A 25,454-nucleotide genomic window follows, 5' to 3' on the forward strand; every position below is an offset into this window, starting at 1 on the left:
CATATTGATTGTAATTGAGTCTGGAATGATAGGAGCTTATATAGATGCTAGGCACGCGGGTTACAACTAACGAGCATCTATGTGTAGTTCAACAAGAACCGTTTAAAAAAGGAGAAACTTATTCATGGAATTCATGAACGATTTTATAAGTCAATATGGGTATCTTGCTATATTTTTACTCTTATCTTTAGGAATAATAGGATTACCTATTCCTGATGAGATTTTAATGATGTTTATCGGATATATGTGTCAAGAGGGGAATTTAAGCTTTACGTTGAGTATAATCTTAAGTTTTCTTGGCTCATCTACGGGTATGATTATTAGTTATTTAATTGGTAATAAATTGGGGAAACCTATTATATTAAAATATGGAAAATGGGTTGGCCTAAATAATAAGCGGTTTACTAAAGTGGAACGTTGGTTTCAACGTTTTGGACCATGGACAATCATTATAGGATACTATGTTCCAGGAATAAGGCATCTGACAAGTTACATTTCTGGAATAACCCAGATGAAGTTTAGGTATTACCTTGCTTTTGCTTGTTTTGGAGCTTTGACATGGGTATTAATTTTTATTTCTATTGGGTATTTTGTTGGTGTAACTTTTTAAATACAAATAATTTAAATCTGCTTTCTTAATCTTTACACTTGACGTGTGCATACTCATGCATATATCATGTGTTACAGGTGGTGAGACAAATATGAACAGAGATGAAGAACTTCAATGTTCAAATGAAATAAATAATGCGATTGATTTTGACTTTTATAAAACATTATTTGACCCTGTTAGAATTGAAATTATTAGATATTTAGCTGTTTATGGAGCGAAAAATATAACTGAAATTGCTGAAAATCTCCCTCAGGATCGATCGGTTATTTCAAGACATTTAGATTTAATGTTTAGGTTTGAAATTGTTTCCAAAACGAAAATAGGCCGAAATATTTATTACGAAGTAAATAGCCAAATGATATTTGATAAATTTAAAATGACGACTGATCAATTAGAAAAACTCTTAAATAATTGCTAACATTGTGAGTTTTTCTGTTCTATATGTGCAAGTGTGTGCACTATTGCATATTTGAAAACCACCTTATTTTAAAAGCTAAAGGAGAAAAATATGAAAACAATCGTATATGTTCATCCATGGGATGGAAGTTATAATCATGCAATTTTATCTAAAGTAGTAGAAACATTTAAGGAAAGAAATCAACAGTATCAAATTATTGATTTGTACCAAGATGAATTTGATCCAACCTATCACGCTAGTGAATTGAAATTATATTCAAGAGGTCAGTATGGAAATGATTTAGTGGGTAAGTATCAGTCAATGTTAAAGTCTAGTAATGAGGTGATTTTTATATTCCCAGTTTGGTGGTATAATGTCCCAGCTATTTTAAAAGGATTTCTAGATAAAGTACTGCTTAAAGATTTTGCTTATATTGAAAATAAGAATGGTTCAATGAAAGGGTTGCTAACGAATATCCAATCGGTAAAAGTGATCACAACCGGCCAAGCTCCTAAATGGTATATTCAATTTATTGGCGGAAATGGTATCAAAAAAACGTTTATTAAAGCTACATTGAAAGCTGTAGGCATGAAAAACATTCAATGGTTACACTGTGGCTATGTACCTCTAGGTAAGAATGAAAACCGGGTGAAATTTTTAAATTCATTACCAGCTAAACTATAGGATAACTTAATAGGGGGAGATTTAGAAATTGGCTTAAGTTACAGGATTGTGAATGTCAGCTGCAGACTATCTCTTTAATCTTTTCAAATTCATCTTACTACTTCAGGAGTATCCAAGTGAACATGTGTCCTAACAATGGATGCCTGCTTACTCGGATATTTTTTCACTTTCTGCTTTAGTGGTAAAGGTCTGCTCGATAGGGTTGTCCACGTAACCATTCAAATTTGATGTTTTACATAAAACCTAAATCTAGCGCTTTCAAAAAAGAGTAATACAAATTGCTTGATTTTGTTAAAAGAATTAATTATTATTTACTTACCGGTCGGTAAAAAAACGAAAAATGAATGATACAGCTTTTTTACATTACATCAAAATTTACTTTTACTGTTAAATATAAAACTGAGGCTTGTTTAATCAGGGAAGGGCAGGAGAATGAAATTTTTTTCATAGTTTATTAGATTTTAGAGAAGTATGAAAGGAAGCGATTAATAGTGTATTTAAGGAGGAACATTTATGACCAAACAGTTACAATCTAAGCGTATTGAAGGGCTTGATTTCGCTAGAGCCTTGGCTATGTTTGGAATGCTTATAGTTAACTTTAAAATTATAATGGGAGCGGTAGGAAATGGGCCGGATTGGCTTATATGGTTTACTGGACTTTTTGAAGGAAGAGCGTCTGCCACTTTTGTTACGCTGGCAGGTATCGGAGTTGCTTTGATGACAAGAAAAGCTAGAAATAGCGGTGACCTTTCTTATATAAAAGAAAATAGGATGAGTTTAAGGAAACGTTCCGCTTTTCTCTTTATTCTAGGTTTACTTTTATATGTGGCAGATTGGACTGGAGATATCCTCCATTATTATGGTGTTTATATGCTGATTGCATCATTTCTAATAGTAGCTTCTACAAAGTTCATGATCATCATATCTAGTCTTTTTTTAATAACCTCGCAAATCTTACAAGTGACAATGAATTATTTGAAAGGATGGCATCCTGAACAACCATTTATGGAATATCTTGATTTTTGGACAATAGAAGGCTTTATAAGAAATCTTTTGTTTAATGGGTATCATCCAGTATTCCCTTGGGTATGTTTCTTTTTTCTTGGAATGATCCTTGGCAGACTTGATTTATTGAAGAAAGCTGTAAGAAACAAAATGTTGTTTATTTCTTTATTTTTACTAATAACAATAGAGGTACTTTCAAAAGTATTAATGCTACTATCTCTGTCGGTATTAGATGTAAACAGTGCAGAATATCTGTTTCATACTGGGCCAATTCCACCAAACATCTTCTATATCTTATCAAATTCCGCTTCAGCGATAATTGTCATCGTTGCTTCTATTTATATAGCAGAAAAGTTCGCTAGCCATTGGTTGACAAAATTACTTATACAAACAGGACAATTAACATTAACTCATTATGTAAGCCATGTATTCATAGGTGTTAGCATATTAACAATATTAAATAGATTAGAAAACCAAACGCTAGCATTTTCACTAATATTTACTGTATTGTTTTTCGTAGCGAGTATTTTATTTTCTGCTTTATGGAGTAGAAAATTTAAAAGAGGGCCCATTGAATGGGTTATGAGAAAAATAACAAATTAATAATGTAATAGTGGAAGTGAATTTTATTACAAAAGGGAGATTATAAAAGCGTTTCTGTAATAAGTGTTAATAAGTGTGGTTTTGAAATAAAGTTTGATAAAATGTTCTGTAAAAAATGTTTCTTTTGTTCAGTAATCGGTCATTTAATTGAATACCAATGAAACCAATATGAACGTACATTATGCGAACAAAATCAGAGGAGAGGAGTTTGTAGTTGATGAGCGATTTGAGTAACGAAAAAATACCAAAACAAGCGATGCAAGCATTAAAAATCGTAGAGGAGTTGCTTGGAAGTTCGATAGTCGGGGTATATCTATTTGGTTCTGCAGTAAATGGTGGCTTACGCATTAACAGTGATGTAGATGTCTTAGTGGTCGTGAATCATAGTTTACTTGAAGTAACTCGAAAAAAACTAACAAGACCGACTAAAGCTTATATCTGGAAAGATAGGAAATACAGATTCTGTGAGACCACTTGAAGTCACGGTTATAAACCATAGCGATGTTGTACCTTGGCTATATCCACCAAGAAATGAATTTACCTATGGTGAGTGGCTCAGGAGTGAGTTTGAGAAAGGACAAATTCAGGAACCAACTAATGACCCTGATTTGGCTATTGTTCTAGCACAAGCGAGAAAGAATAGCATTTCTCTATTTGGACCTGATGCTTCAGATATACTTGACCCCATTCCGATGACAGATATTCGAAGAGCGATTAAGGAGTCTTTGCCTGGGGTGATTGAGGGTATCAAAGGTGATGAGCGTAATGTAATTTTAACCCTAGCTCGAATGTGGCAGACAGTGTCTATCAGTGAAATTTCTCCAAAAGATGTGGCTGCAAAATGGGCTTTACCTCGGTTGCCCAAAGAATATTCGACTTTACTCAACTTAGCCAGAAAAGCCTATCGAGGAGAATATGTTGATAAGTGGGAAGGGCTGGATTCCGAGGTGACAGCACTCGTTAATCATATGAAAAACTCTATAGAATCTTGTCTTAGCCAGACCCAGGAAAAGCGATAACAATACAATGGAAATTTTGTACACATTTTCTAGAACTATATATCATTAATGAGATATTGCAGAATCCTCAAACAGAAATAAAGGGAAAGTTGTTTTAATGAACGAATGAAACCACCTTTCACTTAACTGAAATTTTATTCCGTTGAAGAGCGCGTTTGTTGAAGATCAACAGTAGAAAATAATCAAACTTTTTTATAAAAATTGAACAATACTTCACAAAAAAAGAATCCATTTTGATCAAACTTTTTTCAAAACAGATTCTTTTTATTTATTTATCGTAAAATGTAGGCTTGAGAGGTGATTTTAATCAAACTTTATTCCAAACCTACAATAAGCAGGAACGCATTTTTGAGAATTACTGAGAAATATTCAATCTAATAACCAATCATGGGATTCATCGGCAAAACTCTGAAGGGAATTCATGAATAAGCTTGCATGATAACCATCACATACAGCGTGGTGCATTTGTAAAGAAACAGGAAGATAAATAGCATTTTCCTTCTGCACAAATTTACCTGCAGTGATAATCGGTAAAAGGTAATTACCTCCATTATTAATGTTGAGGTTAAAACCAGTAAATGAACTCCATGGAATCATTGATAGGTGAAAAATATTTTCAGGAATAGGGGATTTCGGAAATAAACGTATCCTACCGTTATATTTCTTTAAATCACTTTCGTAATTCTGATGGAACTGTTTAAAATTATCCGATGTTTCTGTCCAAATGCTCGAAAATGTCTCTGATTCCTCATTAAAAATCGTGTAACTTGGATTTAATTTTTCCCAATAACCTAATTCAGCTTGGCTATTAAAACCCGTTCTAAATACAATATTAGTATTGACAGCTTTTGTCACCATATAAATGAACGCTGGATAAAACTTAAAATTATTATCTTTTATGTTTTTATAAAGAATGCTAATATCTATTTCTGACGTCATACTAAATGTTGTTTGTTGGGTAATATAATGCTCGAAATACTCGTGTCGATGCCAGTTCTTTCGATCAATTTTATTGAAAATCATTATTATTTGCCTCCTAAATAGTATTAATTTTTATTTAGGAGGCAATTTTCACTGTTTTTTTCATTCATTACACCCTCGTTTATGATATTGTCTGATAAAAAATTATATCCCATTTTTTGTTACTCAATATTCTAAATCCTTATTATATAGTAAAGTGGGCTTTCAAGGACAGCCATTAAATGAACATTACTATTAACGGACAGTCCAATGCCATTTAATAGCATCTTTTTCAACACTTTTGACAAAATCATCTTTCCCGTCGCAATAGCCATTCATATCATTTGGATACTTTTCGGCAAGCTGACTCTTTAATTCCCCATACTGCCTGCAAACTTCGGGATACTCTCGAAGATAATCTCTAAATGCTAAATGTCTTTCTATTTCTTCAATGTTGTTATATTGAAAAGCGTGAATTTGGTGTGTGCGATGATCGCCACCTTTACGGAAATATCTTCTTCCAGTTATCCCGAATTCGCCCTTGACTTCGTATCCAATCTCTTGAAATTGCTTAGAAAATGAATCCAATTTATTAATATCTTGGACTACTAGTAAAATATCAATAATTGGTTTTGCTTTTAGACCCGGAACCGATGTACTTCCAATATGAAAACTATTTACTAATTCTTCTTGAAGAATAGCCCTAATAGAATGTTCTTCTTTTTGATAGTCGCTGCTCCAATTGTGGTTATAATCTACAACTTTTATAAGCTTCATTCAATACACTCCATTCTTTGTTTTCATGTTACTTGACAAATTTTATATATTATTAAAGATAATAAAAAATCTAATGCATTGTCAATTGTGCTATTTGAAAATAACTACAAAGCAGATGATTCGTTTTTTCGTGGTGTTGAAATGAACGGTTAAGAGTTTGATAGCAACTCTTCATCACTCTAAAGGGGAGGAAAGCAACGCTCAATCTTTAATTTGCGTTGCTTTAATTAATTCTAAATATTGAGAATCCCCTAAACCATACTGAGGGAAGAGGTGTAGTAGATTTCGTACGATTTCATGGTGAGATAGATGTTGATGTGTTTGAATATATTTTGTAATTTCGTTGTCGTTTTGCAAAAGTTCTAAATACAATTTGATTCCTTGATACATCACAGGCATCAATTCTACATCTGGCATGCGGTGGTCTACTAACACTGCTTCATATATATCATAATAGTTACCTAAAGTTATGTCAGTTTCTTTCACATCATATGTTTGCTCTCTCACCGCATGATAGTAAATCGTTCCTTTGAATGATATTTGTTCTAAATACGCTAACACGGTTATTAAATTCATCTGACAAAACATATCTTCTCCAAACCAAAGAACGATACATTGATATTCTTTTGAAAATAAGGTCTTTTCAAGTGGTGCAACTGTAATTGCTTCATATTCTGCTAATGAGATTTCATGTCCTGTCGCTCGAACCTGTTTGAATGAGTCGCTAAAAATGGTTTTAATGGTGTCGTGTACACACATCGCTTCATTAAAAGGTGCGTAATCGCTTTTTCCCATTAATTGTTGAGAACTGAATTCTTCATACATCATTTGTCCATTTAAAATATTCAATACTTCGTGATCAAAAGACTCATCCAGACGATTTTGTAAATCTTCAATTTTTAATTTTTTTGAAATGTCCATATAATAATCCCTCGCTTCATTCATAGTGAGTTTTACATATGATTGCAATGGTTCAGGACATAAACGAAAGGCATTGGGGCTTACGCCGAATATCTCCTTAAAAGCTCTGGAAAATGCTTCTTGGGATGAATAGCCATGTTTTATTGCTATCTCAATGATCCTTTCATCTGTTTCTGTAAGAGAGATTGAAGAAAGATAGGTTTTTCTAAGGGTCATATATCGTTTGATGCTAATGCCCGTTATTTGATGAAATTTAAAGGAACAATAGTAAGAAGAATAGCCCATTGCTTCACTTAGATTCTTCAGAGAAAAACCCTCAAACAGATGCTCTTCAATCCAATTAATCATATCTTGAATCATGTTGTTCATCATGTATCACTCCTAATATTAATTATAGTGAAGAATGAAAAGGGGTTTTGATATTCGTTGTGTTTTTTGAATGAACCGAGCTTGAGTCAACGTTAAAGTGGACATGATGTAATATCAAGAATATTGAAACTAAATAAAGAACGAATCTATCAATATATGTATTAATAGATTCGTCAGTTTGTCGACAAAAGATTAAATTAGCAAAGGTTGAAACTTCACTTTTTTTATACACAATGCTTGTTTCAATGAGTGATAGATTCTAGTTTTTTTTGAATATTGGCCTTTGAATTATTTCTTGTCTAGAAGTGATTGAATATAGATTTCGGTCATTTTAATTTGTTCTTTCCATAATGAAATGAGCCATTCTGTGTCTTCCACCGAGATCAAAAAAGTAGCAAATCCATTTAAATAAGTTACGATTAAATCATTTATTAGTTCAATGTCAGAAGGGGTTAATTGATCACCATAAAAATCATTTAATAAAAGCTCAAATAAATCAAACGGTGTTTTTTCTCGGTCTTGATTGAAGATAAGATCATCAAACTCTTGATCGTATGAAGATTTCACCACAAATTGCATTTGAACATTAATCAGATTCAAGTATTTTTTATTATTTTCATCAATAAAAAAAAGAAAATATTTTAGCATAATATCAGAAAAAGAATCTGTTTCTTTAGATTTATTATAAATTTGTTCTAATGCTTCATTCATTAATACATCAGAAAAAATAAAAGCTTCTTGTTGGATAGTCTCCATAGAACCGAAGTGATGAAATACACTTGCTTTACTGACATTAGCCTTCTTTGCAATGCTGCTAGCGCTTAGCGCCTCTATCCCGTTTTCTGCAATTAAAGAAATAGTAGCATTCAGTAATGCCTCTTTTGTTTTATTTCCCTTTTTTTCCCTACCATCTATCATGAACGTACCTCCTAAGAGAGTGGTTGTCTCATTTTTAATCATTATATCACAAATTAAATTTGTTGACCGATTGGTTAGTTTTGAGTACAATTTACTTGACCGTTCGGTTAGTTTTTGGTGAACCAATTATTTTTTTAGAGGTTTGGTAGAAATATCAGGGATTTTATCAAACTTAGTTTTAGTAAAAGATACGAGGAGAGAAAAAGATGAAAAAAAGAAAATTGCTTTTTTTTGCAATCTTACTAGGTTTGTTAACGTTTTTTATAAGCTTTAGTCAATTTTTAAGTCCTTCTCAACAAGAAGTGGGGGAAACAGAAAAGGATTTTTCATCGGATCGAGCTCTTAATTATTTAAAAGAAGTAGCTAAGGAACCACATCCAATAGGCTCGCCAGCGAATAAAAAGGTAAGAGATTATATTGTTAAACACTTTCAAAATATAGATGTGCCTGTTGAAATTCAAACGAAGCCAGTTAAGGATATTAGTGGTGGGGAGTATGCTTCAGAAATAGGTGCAGAGAATGTTGAAAATATTATTGCAAAAATCCAAGGGACATCCGGTGATGATAATGCGATTTTATTAACAGCTCATTATGATTCTGAAATAGAAACTCCTGGAGCATCAGATGATGGTTACGGCGTCGTCACAATTATGGAGACAGCCAGAGCATTAAAACAAATGCCGGCACCTAAAAATACAATCTATTTTGTTTTAACAGACGGTGAGGAGCAAGGTTTAATCGGAGCGAGTGCTTTTCTAGATCGAAAAGATATTTTAGACCAAATACGCGTGATGATTAATTTCGAAGCAAGAGGCAATACAGGAGTACCAATGTTGTTTGAAACGAGTTCAAATGATTTAAAAATGGTGCAATTGTATAAACAGATTGTTCCATACCCAGTGGCATACTCATTTGCTACAGAAATGTATAAAAAGATGCCGAATGATACAGATTTTACCGAATTAAAAGTGACAAAAAAAATAGGGTATAACTTTGCAAATATGGGTGGTTTAGAGGCATATCACGCAGCGATAGATCATGTAGGAAATAGTGATGAGGAAACGATTCGTCACTTTGGTGATTATGCTCTTCCTTTAGTGAAAAAGTATATGATGATGGACCCAAAAGAGTTTCAAGCTATAGAAGAAAGTAAAGGGAATGCGATTTATTTCCCATTAATGAAAAAAACATTAATCGTGTATTCCGAAAAGTTAGTCATCCCATTGATGATTGTTTTACTTGTCTTAACAGTTACGATATTCTTCTTCAGCTTTAAAAAGAAAGTGACACATATTAAAGGGTTTGCTCTTAGTTTATTAGCGATGATTGGTAGTCTTGTTTCCATTTTTATTTTCTATTTCCTTCTAATTCGTCTTTTAACAATTGTATTTAACGCTAGAATAGATGAAGATAGTATGGTTATATTTGGTACTTATGATCCGTTGATTCTTACGTTGATGGTCTTACTCACTATTGTGTTTTGTTTCTTTTTTGCGAAGTGGATTTCGAAAAAATGTGGTTCTACGAATTTTGCCATGAGTACGCAAGTTTTATGGATTGTATTAGCTGTGATCACTAGTTTTACGTTCAAAGGTATTAGTTACGCATTTACGATTCCAGTAATCATTAGCTTACTGTTGATTTTACCAATCCTATTAAAAGTAAAATGGGCGAAGGCTTTGTATCATTACGTAGCAGTTGCAGGCTGGACAGTTCCAAGTATGTTATTACTTGCGCCAATTATGTATTTGATATATGTTGCACAAACTATTAGTATAGCCCCTATAATAGCTATTTTAACGGCCATCATTACATTCCCAATAGTTGCAATTGTGAGTTGGTTAATGGCCGAAGAGGAGGTATAGCAGAGTTTTTAGATAAAAAAGGAGAAAAGTGACTTCATCTTCATTTTCTCCTTTCCTTTGTCTATTCATAGAGAACAAATATATATTAAGAACGTGCAAAATAGCTGAACATGGAAGCTTTTAAAAATCGTATTGACTTTTAAATTTGAAAATTTCATCAACAGCTTTGTGATACCCACCTGATGTTAGGAAGGATTCTCTAATGTTTGCTACAGCTTTATGGATGGAAGAGTTGTTTAACACATGATTGGCAGCTTCATGTAGTTGATTTGCCGTCAAACCTTGTATTTGTAATTGAATACCTGCTCCGATATTGGTAACTTGTTCAGCAATTATTGGCTGATCCGCACTGAGTGGAGTTACGATTAGCGGAACCCCGTAATAGAGAGCTTCATTGGTACTGTTCATTCCACCATGTGTGATAAATAGTTTGGTGTATTTTAGCAATTCTGTTTGTGGAACATAATTTTTCACAATGAAGTTTTCAGGAATCTCTCCTAATGCATCAAGTTGGGTTTGTTCCCCGATAGACATGACAACGGTATGCTCAGTATTCTCAAATGCCTTTATACAAAGCTTATAGAAATCAATGGCTTGATTTAAAACAGTACCGAGTGAAATGTAGATAGGGTTTTTTCCTTTGAATGCAGTAAGGTCGAAGTCTTCTTGCGTTAATCGTGAAGAAATAGACGGGCCTACAAAATTATAGGATTGGTCAAAAGCTTCTCCAGAAGGTTGAAATTCTCTAGTTGTATAAACGATTGTCAGTGGTGCCGGGTTACAGAAAACTTCATACGGAGAATTGATTTCAACACCATATTTTTCTTTGATTTTTGTCGTCAGGTTTAGAAAATCATTATTGATCCTTGTTAAATCTTCAGTTGGGACATTTTGTGAAAGATGCTCTAATGTTTGATCAAATGATTGTTTAGTCTCTGCGAAAGATGTACATGAATTGATTGCTGGAAGCTTCAGGATTTTGGCAAGTAAATGCCCACAACCAAACATAGAATCGTGGATGATGTAATCAAAATGCTCTCCTTTAATCTGTTCAAGTACGCTTGGTATGACGACATCTGCAGTAAGTAAAAGTCCATTGACCCTTTCGAGCAAATGATTTCTTCCACCTGAGATAAAAGCTTTTATAAATTTTTGACCATCAAATGTGCGCACAGTCGCTCCTGTTTTCTCAAAACGCTCTCGAAAAGCTTCTATTGTAAAGTACACGACCTCTTCTCCTCGCGAAATGAGCTCCTGTACAACGCCAATAGTTGGATTGATATGTCCTTCTGATCCACCATTAATAAATAAAACACGTGCCAATTCTATCACTCCTTAGGTAAGATGTTTTCTAGGTTGTGTAAGAGTAAGGGTTACTGTCCCGTATTCATTGCTTCACTATGTTAAAACACCGTGAGTTCTTTTAGCAAGTGCAAGTTATTTATTTTTTTAAGATGAATAGTCTATGTTTATGGTAAAAAATAGTAAGAGAAGAAAATATATACTCATTAAATAACGGTATTGAGCAAAGACATTCTCTAAAACTATAGAGGAATTCTTGCCTTGATTAAAGAAATTGAACTATCAGTCAGATTTATTCAGAACAAATTTAGTGTTAATTCCTAAGACAAACTAATAAGGAGAAACTGAATTGCAAATTGAAAAAATTTTTGAATATGAAATTAATGGCCAATTGAGAACCGAGTTACAGCAGTTATTAGTAGAGTGTTTTACAGATGAATATCCAAAAGACAGGATTTACTTTAAGCAATTACCGCATTTTAGGTTCATAGCTATTGATGACAAAAATGAACTTGTTGGTCAAGTGGGCTTGGATTATAGAGTAATGAATTTAAACGGGAAACCTATAAGGGTTCTTGGCATAATTGACTTATGTGTATCAAAAATGAAGCGGTCACAGGGAATAGGTTCATTAATACTCTCTAATATAGATGATTTCTGTGAAGGGAAGTCAGTTGATTTTTTACTCTTGTTTGCAGATAACAAAAAATTGTACTTAAATGCAGGATTCAAGTCTGTTAATAATGAGTGTACATGGTTCAAAATCGACGATGAAAATCAAACGACTTACGGAATAGGACATGAAAAAATGAATGAACTAATGATTAAAGAAGTGGGCAATATCAAATGGGAAAATGGCAAGGTCGATTTATTAGGATATCTTTATTAAGCTAAGGGTTATTCATTTGAAAGCATAGACTTATTAATTTAAGATGAGACAACTTTAAAAAGTCTTGTTGCATAAATAAGTGTAGCAAGATTTTTATTTTTATACTGAAATATGGCTTTAACTGTCCTCTTTATTGCTAATTTTAGATGTAATTTATGATAGGGAAAGGTTTATGAAATAGCAAACGATCAGGACTGTTTTCATTATTTCATAGGTAAAGACTTGAGGTTCACACGTTGAGAAGCTTTATAATTTCTTTTATCTAGTAGTTATTTCTTTTAAATTTTTGTGTTGTAATCTCATTTATTACATAGGTCTATCCCTTTTACATAAATCAAATATGTGGAATAATGCATCCTATTGGTGAGACGATATTTATCGTGATAAGCATCTAACAAAGGAGAAATGTGATGATGAACGAAAGAGAGTTTGATAAAATTTTTGCACTTATGGAGGCATCATTTCCAGAAAGTGAGCGGAGAACATATGCGGGACAGAAGGAGTTGCTGACCGATCCACATTACCGTTTCATTACGGAAACGGATAACAACAACCAAATTGAAGCTTTTTTAGCGGCATGGGAATTTCCTTTGTTCCGATTTGTGGAGCATATTGCTGTCGATCCGATCATGCGTGGAAGTGGCATAGGTGGAAAAATAATGGCCACGTATATCGAAGAGTCAAAAAAGCCCATTCTTTTGGAGGTGGAGTATCCTGACACGGAATTGGCGCAACGGAGAATAGGCTTTTATGAGCGATTGGGTTTTCGTCTCAATCCTTTCGACTATGTACAGCCTCCTCTTCAGAAAGGGCAGGACGATTTACCACTTAAAATCATGAGCTACCCTCAACTTTTAACGGATGGAGAGTTTGCCCTTTACAGAGAAATTCTATATTCAAATGTGTATAAGGTTAAGGGTTAACATTTTATTGAGCTAAACGGTTCAATCAAAAGAGGTGTTATTGTTGTATAAAATCGGGGAATTTTCGAGGAGAAATAAAGTATCCCAAAGAATGTTAAGGTATTACGATGAGAAAGGTTTATTAAAGCCAAAAAAAGATGAAACGAACGGTTATCGATATTATACGAACGAGGATATTGCCATAGCTAATAAAATAAAATTATTGCGTAAATACCATTTCTCCATTGATGAAATAAAAAATGTGATGGAAATGGATGCCACATCAATCAAAGGCAAATATGAACAGAAGATTGCTGAATTGTATGAAAAAACAATTGAATATTACCGTGTTATCGAGGAAATGAAAACCTATATTGAACCGAAAAATATGATAAAAAGGGTAAATGCCTATGACGTGTTTTGTGGTGTAAGGAAACCATTTCATGCTCTATGTTTAAGAAAGGTTGTCGATGAAAATGCCTTGGAATTGTTAATAGATCAACTTCTTATATCCGTAAATCAATTGAATCTAATTTTAAAAAGCAAACACCTTGCGATTTTTCATTCAATGGAGGAGGGAGATAATTCTCGATATGATGTAGAAGTATGTCAACCAATAGTATTAGAAGAGGAAGCAAATGATACTAGAATAAAATATTTTGAGGAAACAAATTATATCTATACCATACATATAGGTAATTATGACAGTATTAGTTATGCTTATAGTGCCTTGTATGACTGGGCTCATTCAAATGGATATCGTTTAGATGGGCCTTTTATAGAAAAATATTATACAGATGAGTTTATTACATTATATAGAGATGAGTATGTCACTGAAGTTAGTATTGCTATAAAAAAACGCTAATTTGAAGGATAGCCTTTGTTTTGGATAGACGTGATGAAGAAGTTTGTTTGCGTATATACGGAAAAGACTTGAGGTTCACACAATGTGAAGCTTTATAATAGGGCCATAACCCTTTATGGGAAAAATTTATCAGATTCTAAATGAGGTGGAACTAAATGAATAGTACATACAATCAAACAACAGATGCAGCGATTCAACAATTATTTAAAAACCTCTCACCAGATGGACCAGGGTGTGCTTATATGGCGAGTTTCGATGATGGCGCTACTTATAAAGAGGCCATTGGTTTGGATTCGATAGAGAAAAAACTGCCGATCACAACAAAAACCGTTTTTAATATCGCATCCAGCTCTAAACAATTCACAGCATTCGCCATTTTATTATTAGAACAAGAAGGGAAACTGAGTCTAGACGATTCAATATTAAAATATGTACCTTCTCTAGGTGTATATGCTGAGCCTGTGACTTTAAGGCATTTAATTCATCATACTGGTGGATTAGTAGATTATATTGAATTAGCTGAAAAAGAGGGGATTTTATATTCGGAAAGTTTACCTGTTGAAAAATCACTTGAGCATCTTGCCAATCATCCAGTTGCAGATTTTCCAGCCGGAACAAAATATGAGTATAGTAATACAGGATATTTTTTATTATCTATAGTAGTTGAAAAAGCTAGTGGAAAATCTCTTCGCGAATTTTCGAAGGAGCGTATTTTTAAGCCTTTAAATATGAACGACACAACGATCGTTGATTGTTATCCTACAGATACTCCGGTTGCTCGTGGTTACACGAAGAATGAGCAAGAGGCATATGAAGTTTTTGAAAGCCTTTGGGAACATACTGGAGATGGAGCGGTCCATACAACTGTTGAGGACTTAGTAAAATGGGGACAAAACTTCGCTACAGGTACTGTAGGTGGGAAAGAGCTTGTTACAAGAATGGGAGAGGTAGGACCAAAAACTACTCCAGCTGGTGAGCTAATTATTGATAATGAAGACTATGCTTTTGGCTTGTCTATTGGTGAAGACTTTGATTGTCACTACTTGGAACATTCAGGGCTCTGGGTTAGTTACACTGCACACTTTATGCGCTTCCTTGAAGACCATTTAACGATTGCAGTATTAAGTAATTATGATGATTTTGATAGTGAAGAATATGCTATCAAAATGGTGGAAATTATTTTAGGAAAAAGCGCAAAAAATAAAGATTGAATATTGAACTTCTTTAAAGAATTCAGCGAATGGCAATCGTAAGGAGAGCGGTTATAGAATTATGAGGATTTTTGAAATGTTACTAATTGCTTTCAATATTTTTCTATTAGTTTGGTTCATGTTCGCTAAGAACAAATCGCAGCGTCAGTTGCTTATTGGTTTTGGTATCTCTGCCATCTTTACATTGCTACATGTGGTTATTGAGGGTGTGCGTTGGCAAATGATTCCTGCCTATACGATGACAGTAGTCCCACTAGTAATGCTCGCTATCAGATTGAAATCCAAGCCTGATGAGGGACTAGCCAACAAGACATCCGCTGCAAAGCTGATTATGCTATCAGCGCTAACTGTGATTTATTCTGCCGTAGCAGTGGCTCTACCAATTATATTTCCAGTGTTCACCTTTGAGAAGCCCACAGGTCCGTACAAAATTGGTACAGTAACCTATGATTGGCAGGATCATCAGCGGGAGGAAACGCTGACACCCGAATCTGGCGACAAGCGAGAGTTAATGGTACAAATTTGGTATCCTGCTGATGCCACGGCTGAAGGTGAGAAGGTTAAGTACCACTCTGATGGGGATGTATTTGCCGAGGCGTACAGTAAAGTGATGGATCTACCCAAATTTTTATTTACAACTCTTGGCTATGTCAAAACAAATGCCATTGAGAATGCGATGATATCCAATCAGGAATCTTCGTATCCTGTTCTTGTCTTTTCACATGGGTTTAATGGGCAAAAAAACCAGAACACATTTCAGATTGAACAATTAGTTAGTCATGGATATATTGTCGTAAGTATAGATCACACTTACAGTAGCATAGTTTCTATTTTTCCAGATGGACGAGTAGCTAATTATGTACCGCAAGATTCGGATTCAGTTACTTATTGGAATGAAGCTAATGAAGTTTGGGTGGAAGACGCAAAATTTGTACTGGATCAAGTAGAAAAGTTGGCCAAAGCTGATCCAGACCATCGTTTTACAGGTCGAATGGATATGCAAAATATAGGTGTGTTTGGTCATTCATTCGGTGGAGCAACAGCTACTCAGATGGTAATGAGGGATTCTAGAATAAAAGCAGCTATTAATATGGATGGTTTTCCATATGGCAAACGTCCAGTTTCCGCGGGCGAGTTGAAGAAACCCTTTATGGTCATGACTGCCGATGAAGGCGCAGGTACTGAGGACTTCGCCGGACTTATAGAGGCAACTTTATCGAAGGATGCGGATGCTGAACGTCATAAAAATTATTGGCTTCAAATTAAAAATATGACGCATATGGGTTTTTCTGATTTTTACTTGTTTTTACCGTTATATGAAAAGATAGAGGGAGTCGATATACGAAGCGCTCATCACCTTATTAACGATTACTCACTAGATTTCTTCAATCACTATTTAAAAAAACAGCCATTGAAGTTATTAGAGCAAACCGTTGGTGATCACCCCGAATTTACTTTACAAACTAATTGATGTAAAAATGGATAGCCTGAGCGCATTAGTCTCGGGTGGAAGATTGATGATGAAGCATAGCCGGGTTTTAAATAAAAAAGAGGGGAAAACTGATTTCGGTTTTCTCCTAATCTTCTCTGTACATCTATCGTTTTTTTAGAAGAAAAGAGCAAAATCATTTGTTCATTAAAATTGAGAGTTAACTCCTAACGATGCTGATTTATAGTTTTTGATAGTGTTTGAAAAGGTTTTCTACTTTATCCTGGATTATTTGTTTTAATGATTCAGGCTTCATTAATATAATACTATAACCGTACTACCTCATATAATAGTTAGCGATAAATTCCTCTTCTCCAGGATTATAAAATCCCTTCTCGACTAGAAAGTGTACACTTTAAACCTATATCCAGCTTTTTTTGATTATCATAACCTTATACAATCATAATGGGATCAATATAGGGAGCGTATAAGAGAATGGATGAAGCCGATGAAACGATGTGAACTTGATACCTGAATGGCACGGTGGTCGCTGTTGCAAACTATGATGCTGGATTTATGTCTTTCGTTTTATCCCACATTAATTGGTAGTCATTTATCAGTACCGAAAGCGAAGCGTCAGATATAAGACTCCAACCTCAAAATTCAGAGAAAGCAAGAAGTTTAGGCGAGAGATGAACTGCCCATAAAAGCCCGATTGGTGAAGACTAATTATCAGTGGAGGAAGAAGCAAACCCCCACTGATTAAAGTTTCAGTTTACTTCCCTGTTACTAGAATACGTAAAAATACTCATCCCAACTGCAAAAATTGTTTCAGATAGTTGTCTATCTCAAGTGAATCCTGTTCGTTTTGTCCGATTCCAAAGCAATGTCCCCATTTGGATTCGATAGGTTGAAAACAAACATTAGGCATATGTTTTACTTCATATGCATTATCCTCAGGAGGGAAGAACAGATCAGTCGATCCTGGCATAACAAGAGCATGAGCCGTGATCTTGTTTAATGCCTGTTCAAAATTTCTGTTGTCTTCGGGGGTGGCGCTAATATCTCCATTGATTCCTGTACGGAGCATAGCAATCAAATCGTTGGCATCAAAAGAAAGAAACACTTGATCCCAATAGTCTTCCAGATATGCCTTTAATGTTGAATATCCCTCCGACTGATAGAGTTGCTCTAAATAATAAGCCTGAGAAAATCCCCAAGGAGCATAGGCGCGTCCCATCGCGGCAAGTCCTGCTACAGGCTGACTGTCATAGAAGCCTTCCTTCCAATTAGAGTCCGCTTGCAATGCTGCGATAAGCCCTTCAAAAACAACTTGAGCATGTGGTCTGGTTTTTGCTGTTCCGCCAAACGGGGCAATCCGCTCGACCATCTCAGGATAACTTGTTCCCCATTGAAAGGTTTGCAGTGCTCCAAGTGACCACCCAACGACTAGAGCAATTTTCTTAATACCAAATTTCTCGGTTACTAGCCGATGTTGTAGCTGAACATTATCATAAATCGTAATGAGCGGGAAATTTGCTCTGTCAAAAGGGGCTGGTGTATTGCTTGGGGAAGAAGATAGACCATTCCCAAGCATATTTGGCACAATAATAAAATACTTGTCTGGGTCAAGCGCTTTACCAGGTCCAATTAACCACTCATTATCGGTGTGCTGGCCAGCGAACCAGGTAGGATAGACAATCGCATTGGACTTGGCAGAATTTAAAGTTCCATAGGTTTTATAGGCAAGAAAGGCTTGAGGAAGCTTTTGACCCGATTGCAGTATGACATCTCCCAGTGAATAAATTTCGTAATCTTTCATCATTCGATTCTCCTTAGTTATACAAGATTTGGTGTTGAAGCTTGATTTTTACTCTACGATACTGCTACCATCAAATCAACGAAACGTTTTTGACTATAACGTTCAATTTTTTTGAATGAAGAGGTGCTGTCTCATTGGAAATCCGCCAACTTAAAACATTTTGGACGCTTGCTTCCACTCGCAGTTTTAGCCGCACTGCCGAAGTATTGAACTATGTTCCGTCTACTGTAACCATGCAAATCAAGGCTTTAGAAGAAGAATTGGGAGTTAAGCTATTGGATCGATTGGGCAAGAGTGTTGTATTAACAGATGCAGGCCAGCAGCTGTTGCCCTATGCCAACAAAATTTTAAATGATGTAGAGGAGGCTCGGTATGTCTCAAGTCAGAGCGGAGAATTAACTGGCACGGTGATAATCGGTGCAGACGAAGTGCTCTGTACATATCGGTTACCCGCATTGCTCCGGCTTTTTCGTGAACGATATCCGCACGTTCGTCTTTTATTTAGGCCCTTGTCTAGTGACAATTTGAAACAGAGTCTGAGAGAAGGAAATGTTGATGTGGTCTTTATGCTGGATGAACCTGTCATATCTACGGATCTTCATACAGAGATTTTATTGGACGAACCTTTTCTTATGGTAGTTTCACCTGAACATCCATTAGCTACACGCTCTACATTAAGTATCGAAGATTTTAACAGAGAGCAAATTCTATTAAGTGAAAAGGGTTGCTCTTATTGGACTTTCTTCTATCGCACGTTATTGAGAAAAGGGGCCGATAGCTTGACCGAGCTGGAGTTTAATAGTGTAGAGGCTATTAAACAATGCACAATGGTTGGGCTTGGCATTGCTTTACTACCTGAAATGGCGATAAAGGGAGAGATGGAGCGGGGAGAGCTGATCGCTTTACCTTGGGATTTATCTGAAATACGATTTGCTACTCAAATGCTGTGGCATCAAGAGAAATGGATTTCACCATCGATGAGTGTCTTTATCGAATTGGCAAGAAGTGTACTAAAATAGAGTCCAGTTAATAGCATATTTAATATCTCCGAATGTACGAGCGCAAACGATTCATGCCACCGCACCATAGTTAAATCGGATAGAAGAGGGAAAGGTCGAATCGAGGTTCATTTAAAACCTTGAATCGACCTTTTTTCGGAAGTGTGTAGGCTCGATGTTGAAATTAGTTCATGATAGGATTTGAGATGATTGCTACCTCAAAAACGTCAATGGGTTATAGGGGAATTCAGAAAACTTACCTGAAATTCTTCTCTTGGCATTAAAATTTGGCTTATATGCTGTGGGCGTTATTAATATCAATTTAATATATTATTAAAGATTTACTTGGTAGCAATAAGAGCTTTAATAATTTCGTTCCAGTAATCTTTATAAGTTTTTTTCTTTTTATTTTCTACCTGTTCTGACTGAATAATCTTTTCCTTTTTAGCGTTTTTTGTTAGGCTCTTCACTGAAAATTCTCCTTTTAAATGTGCTTTGTATGCAATGTCTAACGGTCAACAAGCTGAATTCGATATCAATGGGGGAGGAAACCCCCACTGATTGATGTTTCACTTTATACATATTTTCAATATTTATATTAAAATATAAACATTTAAATTTTCATCGAAATATGGATTCCATTTCTTGCTTCTCTCAACTAGAAACAGATGAGGAGAAGGTCACTAAAGTCTTCTGCCTTACATCAGTACTCATGTCTCGAGCTGAAAGTGGCTGACCTCTGCAGCGACAGCAACACACGACTGAGTGACCAACATCATGTGCTGCCGCTACGTTAGCACTACGCTTTCGCACAAGAAACATCTGTTGCTGCCGCTACGCTTTCGCACAAAAAACATCTGTTGGCCGAAAGCCTCCGGACGCAATTATGCCTCGTCATAATTGAAATGTGCTTTGTGTATGCAACGTTTAACGGTCAAAAAATTGAATTCCGCACAATTTAAATGCATCTGAATTCGGAGTATATCCTACTAATCTTTTTGTTTCTTCAATATTTAAACGTTTAAAACGATTGTCAGATATACCATGTAAGATTGAAAAGGGAGGCAGGTTTTTAGCAGAAATCGTTTTTAGAAGAAGATCACTAAAATCTTCTGGACTTATATACGCACTCATGTCTCGAGCTGAAAGTAGTTGACCCTTAGGCTTGTAATCGTCATAAGCACCAATACGGATAGCAATACTTTGTAACTGTTTCTCATAAGCAAAATAAGATGCAAGTGCTTCCACAAAACATTTACTAACCCCATACATATTCTTTGGTCTAATAGGTGAAGAATCGGTTACTTGAAAGTCTAGTGGATATCCTTCAATTGTTTGAGCACTGGAAGCAGCTACGACTCTAGATACACCGTTATCCGATGCGGCTTTAAATATATTGTATGAACCTTTGATAGTACTCTCTAATAAAGAACTATAAAAATCTGCATCTGGAGAAGGGTCTCCTGCTAAATGAATAACAATATCTATGTTTTTACATGCTTCCTGACATTCTTCTAAACTAGATACATCTAGATAAATAACTTCATGTACTGACGACTTTTTAAATTTTTCTAAAGGAAATAAATTAATATTTGCCAATCTTAATGGATAGCTTGTTTGCTTCATTAAAGTATTGGTTATATGTTGACCAATCTTTCCAGCAGCTCCTGTAATTAAAATTTTCTTCATCACAATTCAGCTCCTTTTAATCATTGTTAAATGTAATCCTGATTATAGGTACACGTTTGTCATTAGTACAGCGAATAATTATAATGAAGTACATGAAAAAATTTCTTGGGGTGTCAACGATGAGTTTAGTTAAGTATGAAATTTTTAGTAAAGCAGCAGAGGTAAATAGCTTTACAAAAACCGCGGAAGAATTAGGATTAACGCAATCTGCTGTAAGTCATGCCATTACAAGTTTAGAAAAAGAATTTAACTTTCCTTTATTTATTCGGAATAACTCTGCAATTAAGCTAACTCAGAATGGGAAGGATTTATTAGTCACTATTCGAGAGATTCTATACTATAACGATATGTTAAAGCAGGAAGTAAACGCTATTAACGGATTGAATAAAGGGACGGTAAAGGTAGGGGTATTTAGTAGTATATCTACAAACTGGATTCCTTATATTATCAAGGAAATGGAGGAGAAATATCCTGATATAGAAATACAGCTAATAGAAGGAAACTATGCTGAGATAGAAAAATGGTTGCTAGAAAGTGAAGTGGATTGTGGTTTTGTTAATAACAAAACTACCTCTTTACATTCTTTCGATATTGTAAAGTTAAAGACTGAGCCACTTTTATGTGTAGTATCAGAGCAATCACCTTTACATAGCAACAAACATCTATCGGTTGAAGATATAGAAAATGCTCCTTTCATTATGCCAACATATCAATGCTTTGACGATATACAATTATTTTTTAAAGAGAACAATATCCAGCCAAATATTCGATTCGAAAATATGAATGAAAATTCTATTTTTTCTATGGTTGAAAATAATTTAGGTATTAGCATTTTACCAGAAATGATCATCCCTAAAGGATTGGATACCATAAAGGTCATCCCACTAGAATTAGAACAAACTCGAACGATTGGATTAGCCATTAGAAGGCCTGTTTCACCTGCAGTTAAAAAATTCGCTGAGATTAGTGAGAATTGGGTAAAAACATGGGGCTTAAATTGAATAAACTAAATTCCTAGGTGTGTTTATTAACCATCTTTATCCATTTGAATTAATTCGAAGAGGCTGATTGTAGCGTAGGGCTACTCGCTTTGTCGCTGACACTTCGTTTTCGCGCAGATAAAACAGTATTGTTGCTGCCGCTTCGCTTTCGCACAGACAAAACCCTGTTGCTGCCGCTTCGCTTTCGCACAGACAAAACCCTGTTGCTGCCGCTTCGCTTTCGCACAGACAAAACCCTGTTGCTGCCGCTTCGCTTTCGCACAGACAAAACCCTGTTGCTGCCGCTTCGCTTTCGCACAGACAAAACCCTGTTGCTGCCGCTTCGCTTTCGCACAGACAAAACCCTGTTGCTGCCGCTTCGCTTTCGCACAGACAAAACCCTGTTGCTGCCGCTTCGCTTTCGCACAGACAAAACCCTGTTGCTGTCGCTTCGCTTTCGCACGGAAAACATTCGCTCCATGCAGGGTCTCGTCTATCTCGCTTTCCCCGGGAAGCTTTGCTCTGCGACGAAAGCGAAGCGACAGGAGCACTCGAGTATCCCTATGCTACAATCAGTTAAAATGGACATACATTAGCAAAATATCAACAAAAAAATCCTTTTATCACTCAATAATAAATCTATATTTTCCTAATCAACACGCTTGTCATTACGTATTAATTTCTGCATGAATTATATCAGTGTGCGAAAGAGTATTTCCATCTACTCTTATTCTTTTTATAGTTAGTTTTCCAGTGGTAGGACTATAAACGTACAAATCTACCCTGTTTGATATGTATTTAAACCGTGCTCTTCGTTGAGTAAAGTCTACAAATTACGATATGGTAAAATCAAACAATATTGTCACATATGTTTTTTAAAATATAAAATTTGTCTCATCACCAAAGTTAATAGGTTTTGTTGATTTTTTGGTTGGAAACCCATCTGAGTTTAAGGGGTTTTTTCGACCAAAATGGCATCAATTCAGTGGGTAGGGTTCTAAACCATATAAATCTTGGATGCTAAATAGGCTTCCTTGTCTTATAATAAGTATAGGGAGTCTTCATTCAGCCAATTTTTTATTTGAACGCTTACTAAATTTGACATTTTAGCAAGGTGCTCCTATTATGAATTTCGATTATGCAAAAAGAAGATGAGGAAAAAATTAATGATCTTGAGCTATATATTAAGAATGTGCAGAATCAAGGGAAGCCAAGATAAAGCCTCATGAACAATTAAAGTCCCTTTACCAAGATTAAAAGAAGGATGGGTATTTATGTATCGAAAGGAAATACAAATGAGCCGAATGTGGCAGTATTTTGTGGATGCTACGGCACAAATTATTGAAGAAGAAGGAATAAAAAATGTTACAGCAAGAAAGGTAGCCGTAAAAGCAGGTTATACAAGTTCAACTATATATAATTACTTCGGGGATCTTTCTCAATTAATTTTCTTTGCATCTATGAGATTTATTAATGATTATATTAAAGAAGTTCCCGGTTATATGGACCAGGGAGAAACTTATCTTGAAAAGTACATATTGAGCTGGGAATGCTTTTGTAACCATTCATTTAAACAACCTGAAATATATCATGCCATCTTTATCGCCGATCTTGGTGAAACACCAAAAAGTCTGTTAGAAAATTACTACGCAGTGTACAATAATGATCTAATTGGAATTCCAGATGAAATTAAAATGTTACTCTTAGAACATAACTTAACAAAGAGGAATAAGGCTCTTTTAGAAAAGTCAATTAAGGAAAAATTTCAAGGAAATGAATATTCTAATGAAATAGTTGAAGAAGTAAATGAGATGTGCGTTTTGATATGGCAAGGTACAATGTCTGCAATTATGAATAAGCGAATGGATTATGAAATAGAAAAAGTAGTTGAAAATACCATTAAATATATGAGATACATTTTGGAATCAAAAATATCTTAATAGCTTTGATAGGTGAAATTTGAGGAAATGGCAGTTTTGAGAAATCAGAACTGCTTTTTTTATTTGCAAGAACGAGATTCAGATTTTTCGAAAAATTGAGAATTCCTATTGGAAGCGATCAAGATATATGATAACATGTTTTTTAAATGAACGTGTTCATTTAAAAAACATGTTCATTTGTAACATAGTCTAAAATGTAAGCGTTTTAAAATCAAGTAGAGGAGGAAATGTGATGATGACTAATAACGAATATCGTAATTGGGTTAAAGAAAGATTAAATATTGGAGAAGAGCTATTGTATTTAAGTATGCAAGACGTGAAAGACACTCAGATTTCAGTTGAGGAGATTCTTAACTTAACGGAAAAAGCTATGATTGCATATAGCGAAAGAAAGAGTGAAATGCCTGCAAAAATTGGCCTGCATTCTCAGCCTGATTCACTTATGCATGCTATGCCAGCCTATCTCCCTGATGAACTTGCATGTGGCATTAAATGGGGAAGTAACTTTCCTACCAATAGGGAGCGATATCCAGATATAACTCCAACAAATTGTCAAATTATTTATAATGATCATGAAACGGGAATGCCGTTGTCATTTCTTGATGCAACATGGATTACAGAAGTTCGAACACCAGCAGTTTCTTTAGTTGCTGCAAAGCATTTAGCGAACCCTGAAGCAAAAACATTCGGTATGTTTGGATGTGGGATTCAAGGAAAAGCACATGTGAAGATGATTGAAAGAGTGCTACCAAAACTTGAGAAGATTTATGTATATGATGTATTCGAGCCCGCAATGGATAAATTAATTGAAATATGTCAGCCACTAGTAAATGCTACAATTGTTAAAGCTGCATCTTATGAACAAGTTGCTAAACAGTGTGAAGTAATTGCATCTGCAATTCCTATTCATCACAATCCGAATCCTGTCGTAAAAGATGAATGGATTTCAAAGGGGCAGACATTAATAATGTGTGATTGTCACTCGGTATATGAAGATAGCGTTTATAAGCGAGCTGACATTTATACTTTAGACAGTATAGAACAGCATAAGGTTTTGGAAACATATGGGTATTATCCTTGGGGGCTTCCTGAAATCTATGCTGAAACTGGAGCAGTTGCGGGTGGCTTAAAACAAGGAAGAACAAATAAGGATCAGCTTATCATTTCAAATAATGTAGGAATGGCAGTTGAAGATATTATCGTTGCAAAAAGTGTATTTGATAGAGCTTTAGAACATAATTTAGGGATCAAAATTCCTTTATGGAAGAGTACAAAGACAAAAGTCTCCAATTGATAAAT

General features: G+C 35.0%; 23 protein-coding genes and 1 pseudogene. 15 read left to right on the top strand and 9 right to left on the bottom strand.

Annotated elements, in window-relative coordinates; genetic code table 11:
* Positions 1–124 precede the first annotated feature (124 nt).
* The 5 genes and pseudogenes from FJQ98_RS11225 to ant(9) all read left to right on the top strand — a co-directional run bounded on the left by FJQ98_RS11225 (position 125) and on the right by ant(9) (position 4,318).
* A complete protein-coding gene (locus tag FJQ98_RS11225) occupies positions 125–610 on the top strand; it encodes a DedA family protein (RefSeq protein ID WP_053596894.1) in 486 nt (161 codons plus the stop codon).
* 91 nt (positions 611–701) lie between these two features.
* A complete protein-coding gene (locus FJQ98_RS11230) occupies positions 702–1,028 on the top strand; it encodes an ArsR/SmtB family transcription factor (protein WP_053596895.1) in 327 nt (108 codons plus the stop codon).
* Positions 1,029–1,118: 90 nt separating this feature from the next.
* On the top strand, positions 1,119–1,691 hold the full coding sequence (locus FJQ98_RS11235; protein ID WP_053596896.1) for an NAD(P)H-dependent oxidoreductase: 573 nt from the start codon (positions 1,119–1,121) through the stop codon (positions 1,689–1,691).
* A gap of 513 nt (positions 1,692–2,204) precedes the next feature.
* Entirely contained in the window at positions 2,205–3,299 is a 1,095-nt protein-coding gene (locus tag FJQ98_RS11240; RefSeq protein WP_053596897.1) for a DUF418 domain-containing protein, read from the top strand.
* A gap of 217 nt (positions 3,300–3,516) precedes the next feature.
* Positions 3,517–4,318, top strand: a pseudogene (ant(9), locus tag FJQ98_RS11245) (aminoglycoside nucleotidyltransferase ANT(9)).
* A 369-nt stretch (positions 4,319–4,687) separates the two neighbouring features.
* On the opposite strand, the gene catA reads toward ant(9), so the two are convergent.
* The 4 genes from catA to FJQ98_RS11265 all read right to left on the bottom strand — a co-directional run bounded on the left by catA (position 4,688) and on the right by FJQ98_RS11265 (position 8,263).
* Positions 4,688–5,341 carry a type A chloramphenicol O-acetyltransferase gene (gene catA / locus FJQ98_RS11250; protein ID WP_053596898.1) on the bottom strand — a complete coding sequence of 218 codons (654 nt, stop codon included), beginning with the start codon at positions 5,339–5,341 and terminating at the stop codon, positions 4,688–4,690.
* A gap of 192 nt (positions 5,342–5,533) precedes the next feature.
* Positions 5,534–6,055 carry a GrpB family protein gene (locus tag FJQ98_RS11255; protein ID WP_053596899.1) on the bottom strand — a complete coding sequence of 174 codons (522 nt, stop codon included), beginning with the start codon at positions 6,053–6,055 and terminating at the stop codon, positions 5,534–5,536.
* A 201-nt stretch (positions 6,056–6,256) separates the two neighbouring features.
* Positions 6,257–7,345 (bottom strand): helix-turn-helix transcriptional regulator, encoded by a 1,089-nt coding sequence (locus FJQ98_RS11260; RefSeq protein WP_053596900.1) that lies wholly within the window; start codon positions 7,343–7,345, stop codon positions 6,257–6,259.
* 288 nt (positions 7,346–7,633) lie between these two features.
* Complete coding sequence (locus tag FJQ98_RS11265; protein ID WP_053596901.1) at positions 7,634–8,263, bottom strand: TetR/AcrR family transcriptional regulator; 630 nt, start codon at positions 8,261–8,263, stop codon at positions 7,634–7,636.
* 206 nt (positions 8,264–8,469) lie between these two features.
* Here FJQ98_RS11265 and FJQ98_RS11270 point away from each other — a divergent pair, with 206 nt between their 5' ends.
* Entirely contained in the window at positions 8,470–10,128 is a 1,659-nt protein-coding gene (locus tag FJQ98_RS11270; protein ID WP_053596902.1) for a M20/M25/M40 family metallo-hydrolase, read from the top strand.
* 120 nt (positions 10,129–10,248) lie between these two features.
* Here FJQ98_RS11270 and FJQ98_RS11275 read toward each other — a convergent pair whose 3' ends face one another.
* Entirely contained in the window at positions 10,249–11,451 is a 1,203-nt protein-coding gene (locus FJQ98_RS11275) for a macrolide family glycosyltransferase (protein ID WP_053596903.1), read from the bottom strand.
* 328 nt (positions 11,452–11,779) lie between these two features.
* On the opposite strand from FJQ98_RS11275, the gene FJQ98_RS11280 reads away from it, so the two are divergent.
* The 5 genes from FJQ98_RS11280 (at position 11,780) to FJQ98_RS11300 (ending at position 16,768) form a co-directional block, all read left to right on the top strand.
* Entirely contained in the window at positions 11,780–12,319 is a 540-nt protein-coding gene (locus FJQ98_RS11280; protein ID WP_053596904.1) for a GNAT family N-acetyltransferase, read from the top strand.
* A 410-nt stretch (positions 12,320–12,729) separates the two neighbouring features.
* Positions 12,730–13,242: a GNAT family N-acetyltransferase gene (locus tag FJQ98_RS11285; protein WP_425492686.1), complete on the top strand. Its 513-nt coding sequence runs from the start codon at positions 12,730–12,732 to the stop codon at positions 13,240–13,242.
* 43 nt (positions 13,243–13,285) lie between these two features.
* Positions 13,286–14,086: a MerR family transcriptional regulator gene (locus FJQ98_RS11290; RefSeq protein WP_075807349.1), complete on the top strand. Its 801-nt coding sequence runs from the start codon at positions 13,286–13,288 to the stop codon at positions 14,084–14,086.
* A 155-nt stretch (positions 14,087–14,241) separates the two neighbouring features.
* Positions 14,242–15,297 (top strand): serine hydrolase domain-containing protein, encoded by a 1,056-nt coding sequence (locus tag FJQ98_RS11295; RefSeq protein ID WP_053596907.1) that lies wholly within the window; start codon positions 14,242–14,244, stop codon positions 15,295–15,297.
* Between the two features lie 76 nt (positions 15,298–15,373).
* Positions 15,374–16,768: an alpha/beta hydrolase family protein gene (locus FJQ98_RS11300; RefSeq protein WP_241774640.1), complete on the top strand. Its 1,395-nt coding sequence runs from the start codon at positions 15,374–15,376 to the stop codon at positions 16,766–16,768.
* Positions 16,769–17,534: 766 nt separating this feature from the next.
* Here the strand turns inward: FJQ98_RS11300 and FJQ98_RS11305 are convergent.
* Positions 17,535–18,548: an alpha/beta fold hydrolase gene (locus tag FJQ98_RS11305; RefSeq protein WP_053596909.1), complete on the bottom strand. Its 1,014-nt coding sequence runs from the start codon at positions 18,546–18,548 to the stop codon at positions 17,535–17,537.
* 134 nt (positions 18,549–18,682) lie between these two features.
* Here FJQ98_RS11305 and FJQ98_RS11310 point away from each other — a divergent pair, with 134 nt between their 5' ends.
* Positions 18,683–19,567 carry a LysR family transcriptional regulator gene (locus FJQ98_RS11310; protein ID WP_053596910.1) on the top strand — a complete coding sequence of 295 codons (885 nt, stop codon included), beginning with the start codon at positions 18,683–18,685 and terminating at the stop codon, positions 19,565–19,567.
* Positions 19,568–19,887: 320 nt separating this feature from the next.
* Here the strand turns inward: FJQ98_RS11310 and FJQ98_RS27185 are convergent, their stop codons facing one another.
* Both FJQ98_RS27185 and FJQ98_RS11315 read right to left on the bottom strand, forming a co-directional pair.
* A complete protein-coding gene (locus tag FJQ98_RS27185) occupies positions 19,888–20,016 on the bottom strand; it encodes a hypothetical protein (RefSeq protein ID WP_277815981.1) in 129 nt (42 codons plus the stop codon).
* A gap of 457 nt (positions 20,017–20,473) precedes the next feature.
* Complete coding sequence (locus FJQ98_RS11315) at positions 20,474–21,235, bottom strand: NAD-dependent epimerase/dehydratase family protein (RefSeq protein ID WP_053596911.1); 762 nt, start codon at positions 21,233–21,235, stop codon at positions 20,474–20,476.
* Positions 21,236–21,354: 119 nt separating this feature from the next.
* Between FJQ98_RS11315 and FJQ98_RS11320 the strand changes: the two genes are divergently transcribed.
* On the top strand, positions 21,355–22,236 hold the full coding sequence (locus FJQ98_RS11320) for a LysR family transcriptional regulator (RefSeq protein ID WP_053596912.1): 882 nt from the start codon (positions 21,355–21,357) through the stop codon (positions 22,234–22,236).
* 80 nt (positions 22,237–22,316) lie between these two features.
* On the opposite strand, the gene FJQ98_RS11325 is transcribed toward FJQ98_RS11320, so the two are convergent.
* A complete protein-coding gene (locus tag FJQ98_RS11325; RefSeq protein ID WP_201406699.1) occupies positions 22,317–22,766 on the bottom strand; it encodes a hypothetical protein in 450 nt (149 codons plus the stop codon).
* 723 nt (positions 22,767–23,489) lie between these two features.
* On the opposite strand from FJQ98_RS11325, the gene FJQ98_RS11330 reads away from it, so the two are divergent.
* A complete protein-coding gene (locus FJQ98_RS11330; RefSeq protein WP_053596913.1) occupies positions 23,490–24,155 on the top strand; it encodes a TetR family transcriptional regulator in 666 nt (221 codons plus the stop codon).
* A 232-nt stretch (positions 24,156–24,387) separates the two neighbouring features.
* Positions 24,388–25,449: an ornithine cyclodeaminase family protein gene (locus FJQ98_RS11335; protein ID WP_053596914.1), complete on the top strand. Its 1,062-nt coding sequence runs from the start codon at positions 24,388–24,390 to the stop codon at positions 25,447–25,449.
* The last annotated feature ends 5 nt before the right edge of the window (positions 25,450–25,454 follow it).

Origin of the sequence: Lysinibacillus agricola (genome assembly GCF_016638705.1) — a bacterium.
Classification (GTDB): domain Bacteria; phylum Bacillota; class Bacilli; order Bacillales_A; family Planococcaceae; genus Lysinibacillus; species Lysinibacillus agricola.

Coding starts and splice junctions, on each gene's coding strand:
- FJQ98_RS11225 (WP_053596894.1), top strand. CDS start 125: ATGGAATTCATGAACGATTTTATAAGTCAATATGGGTATCTTGCTATA.
- FJQ98_RS11230 (WP_053596895.1), top strand. CDS start 702: ATGAACAGAGATGAAGAACTTCAATGTTCAAATGAAATAAATAATGCG.
- FJQ98_RS11235 (WP_053596896.1), top strand. CDS start 1,119: ATGAAAACAATCGTATATGTTCATCCATGGGATGGAAGTTATAATCAT.
- FJQ98_RS11240 (WP_053596897.1), top strand. CDS start 2,205: ATGACCAAACAGTTACAATCTAAGCGTATTGAAGGGCTTGATTTCGCT.
- catA (WP_053596898.1), bottom strand. CDS start 5,341: ATGATTTTCAATAAAATTGATCGAAAGAACTGGCATCGACACGAGTAT.
- FJQ98_RS11255 (WP_053596899.1), bottom strand. CDS start 6,055: ATGAAGCTTATAAAAGTTGTAGATTATAACCACAATTGGAGCAGCGAC.
- FJQ98_RS11260 (WP_053596900.1), bottom strand. CDS start 7,345: ATGAACAACATGATTCAAGATATGATTAATTGGATTGAAGAGCATCTG.
- FJQ98_RS11265 (WP_053596901.1), bottom strand. CDS start 8,263: ATGATAGATGGTAGGGAAAAAAAGGGAAATAAAACAAAAGAGGCATTA.
- FJQ98_RS11270 (WP_053596902.1), top strand. CDS start 8,470: ATGAAAAAAAGAAAATTGCTTTTTTTTGCAATCTTACTAGGTTTGTTA.
- FJQ98_RS11285 (WP_425492686.1), top strand. CDS start 12,730: ATGATGAACGAAAGAGAGTTTGATAAAATTTTTGCACTTATGGAGGCA.
- FJQ98_RS11295 (WP_053596907.1), top strand. CDS start 14,242: ATGAATAGTACATACAATCAAACAACAGATGCAGCGATTCAACAATTA.
- FJQ98_RS11300 (WP_241774640.1), top strand. CDS start 15,374: ATGTTACTAATTGCTTTCAATATTTTTCTATTAGTTTGGTTCATGTTC.
- FJQ98_RS11305 (WP_053596909.1), bottom strand. CDS start 18,548: ATGAAAGATTACGAAATTTATTCACTGGGAGATGTCATACTGCAATCG.
- FJQ98_RS11315 (WP_053596911.1), bottom strand. CDS start 21,235: ATGAAGAAAATTTTAATTACAGGAGCTGCTGGAAAGATTGGTCAACAT.
- FJQ98_RS11320 (WP_053596912.1), top strand. CDS start 21,355: ATGAGTTTAGTTAAGTATGAAATTTTTAGTAAAGCAGCAGAGGTAAAT.
- FJQ98_RS11330 (WP_053596913.1), top strand. CDS start 23,490: ATGTATCGAAAGGAAATACAAATGAGCCGAATGTGGCAGTATTTTGTG.
- FJQ98_RS11335 (WP_053596914.1), top strand. CDS start 24,388: ATGATGACTAATAACGAATATCGTAATTGGGTTAAAGAAAGATTAAAT.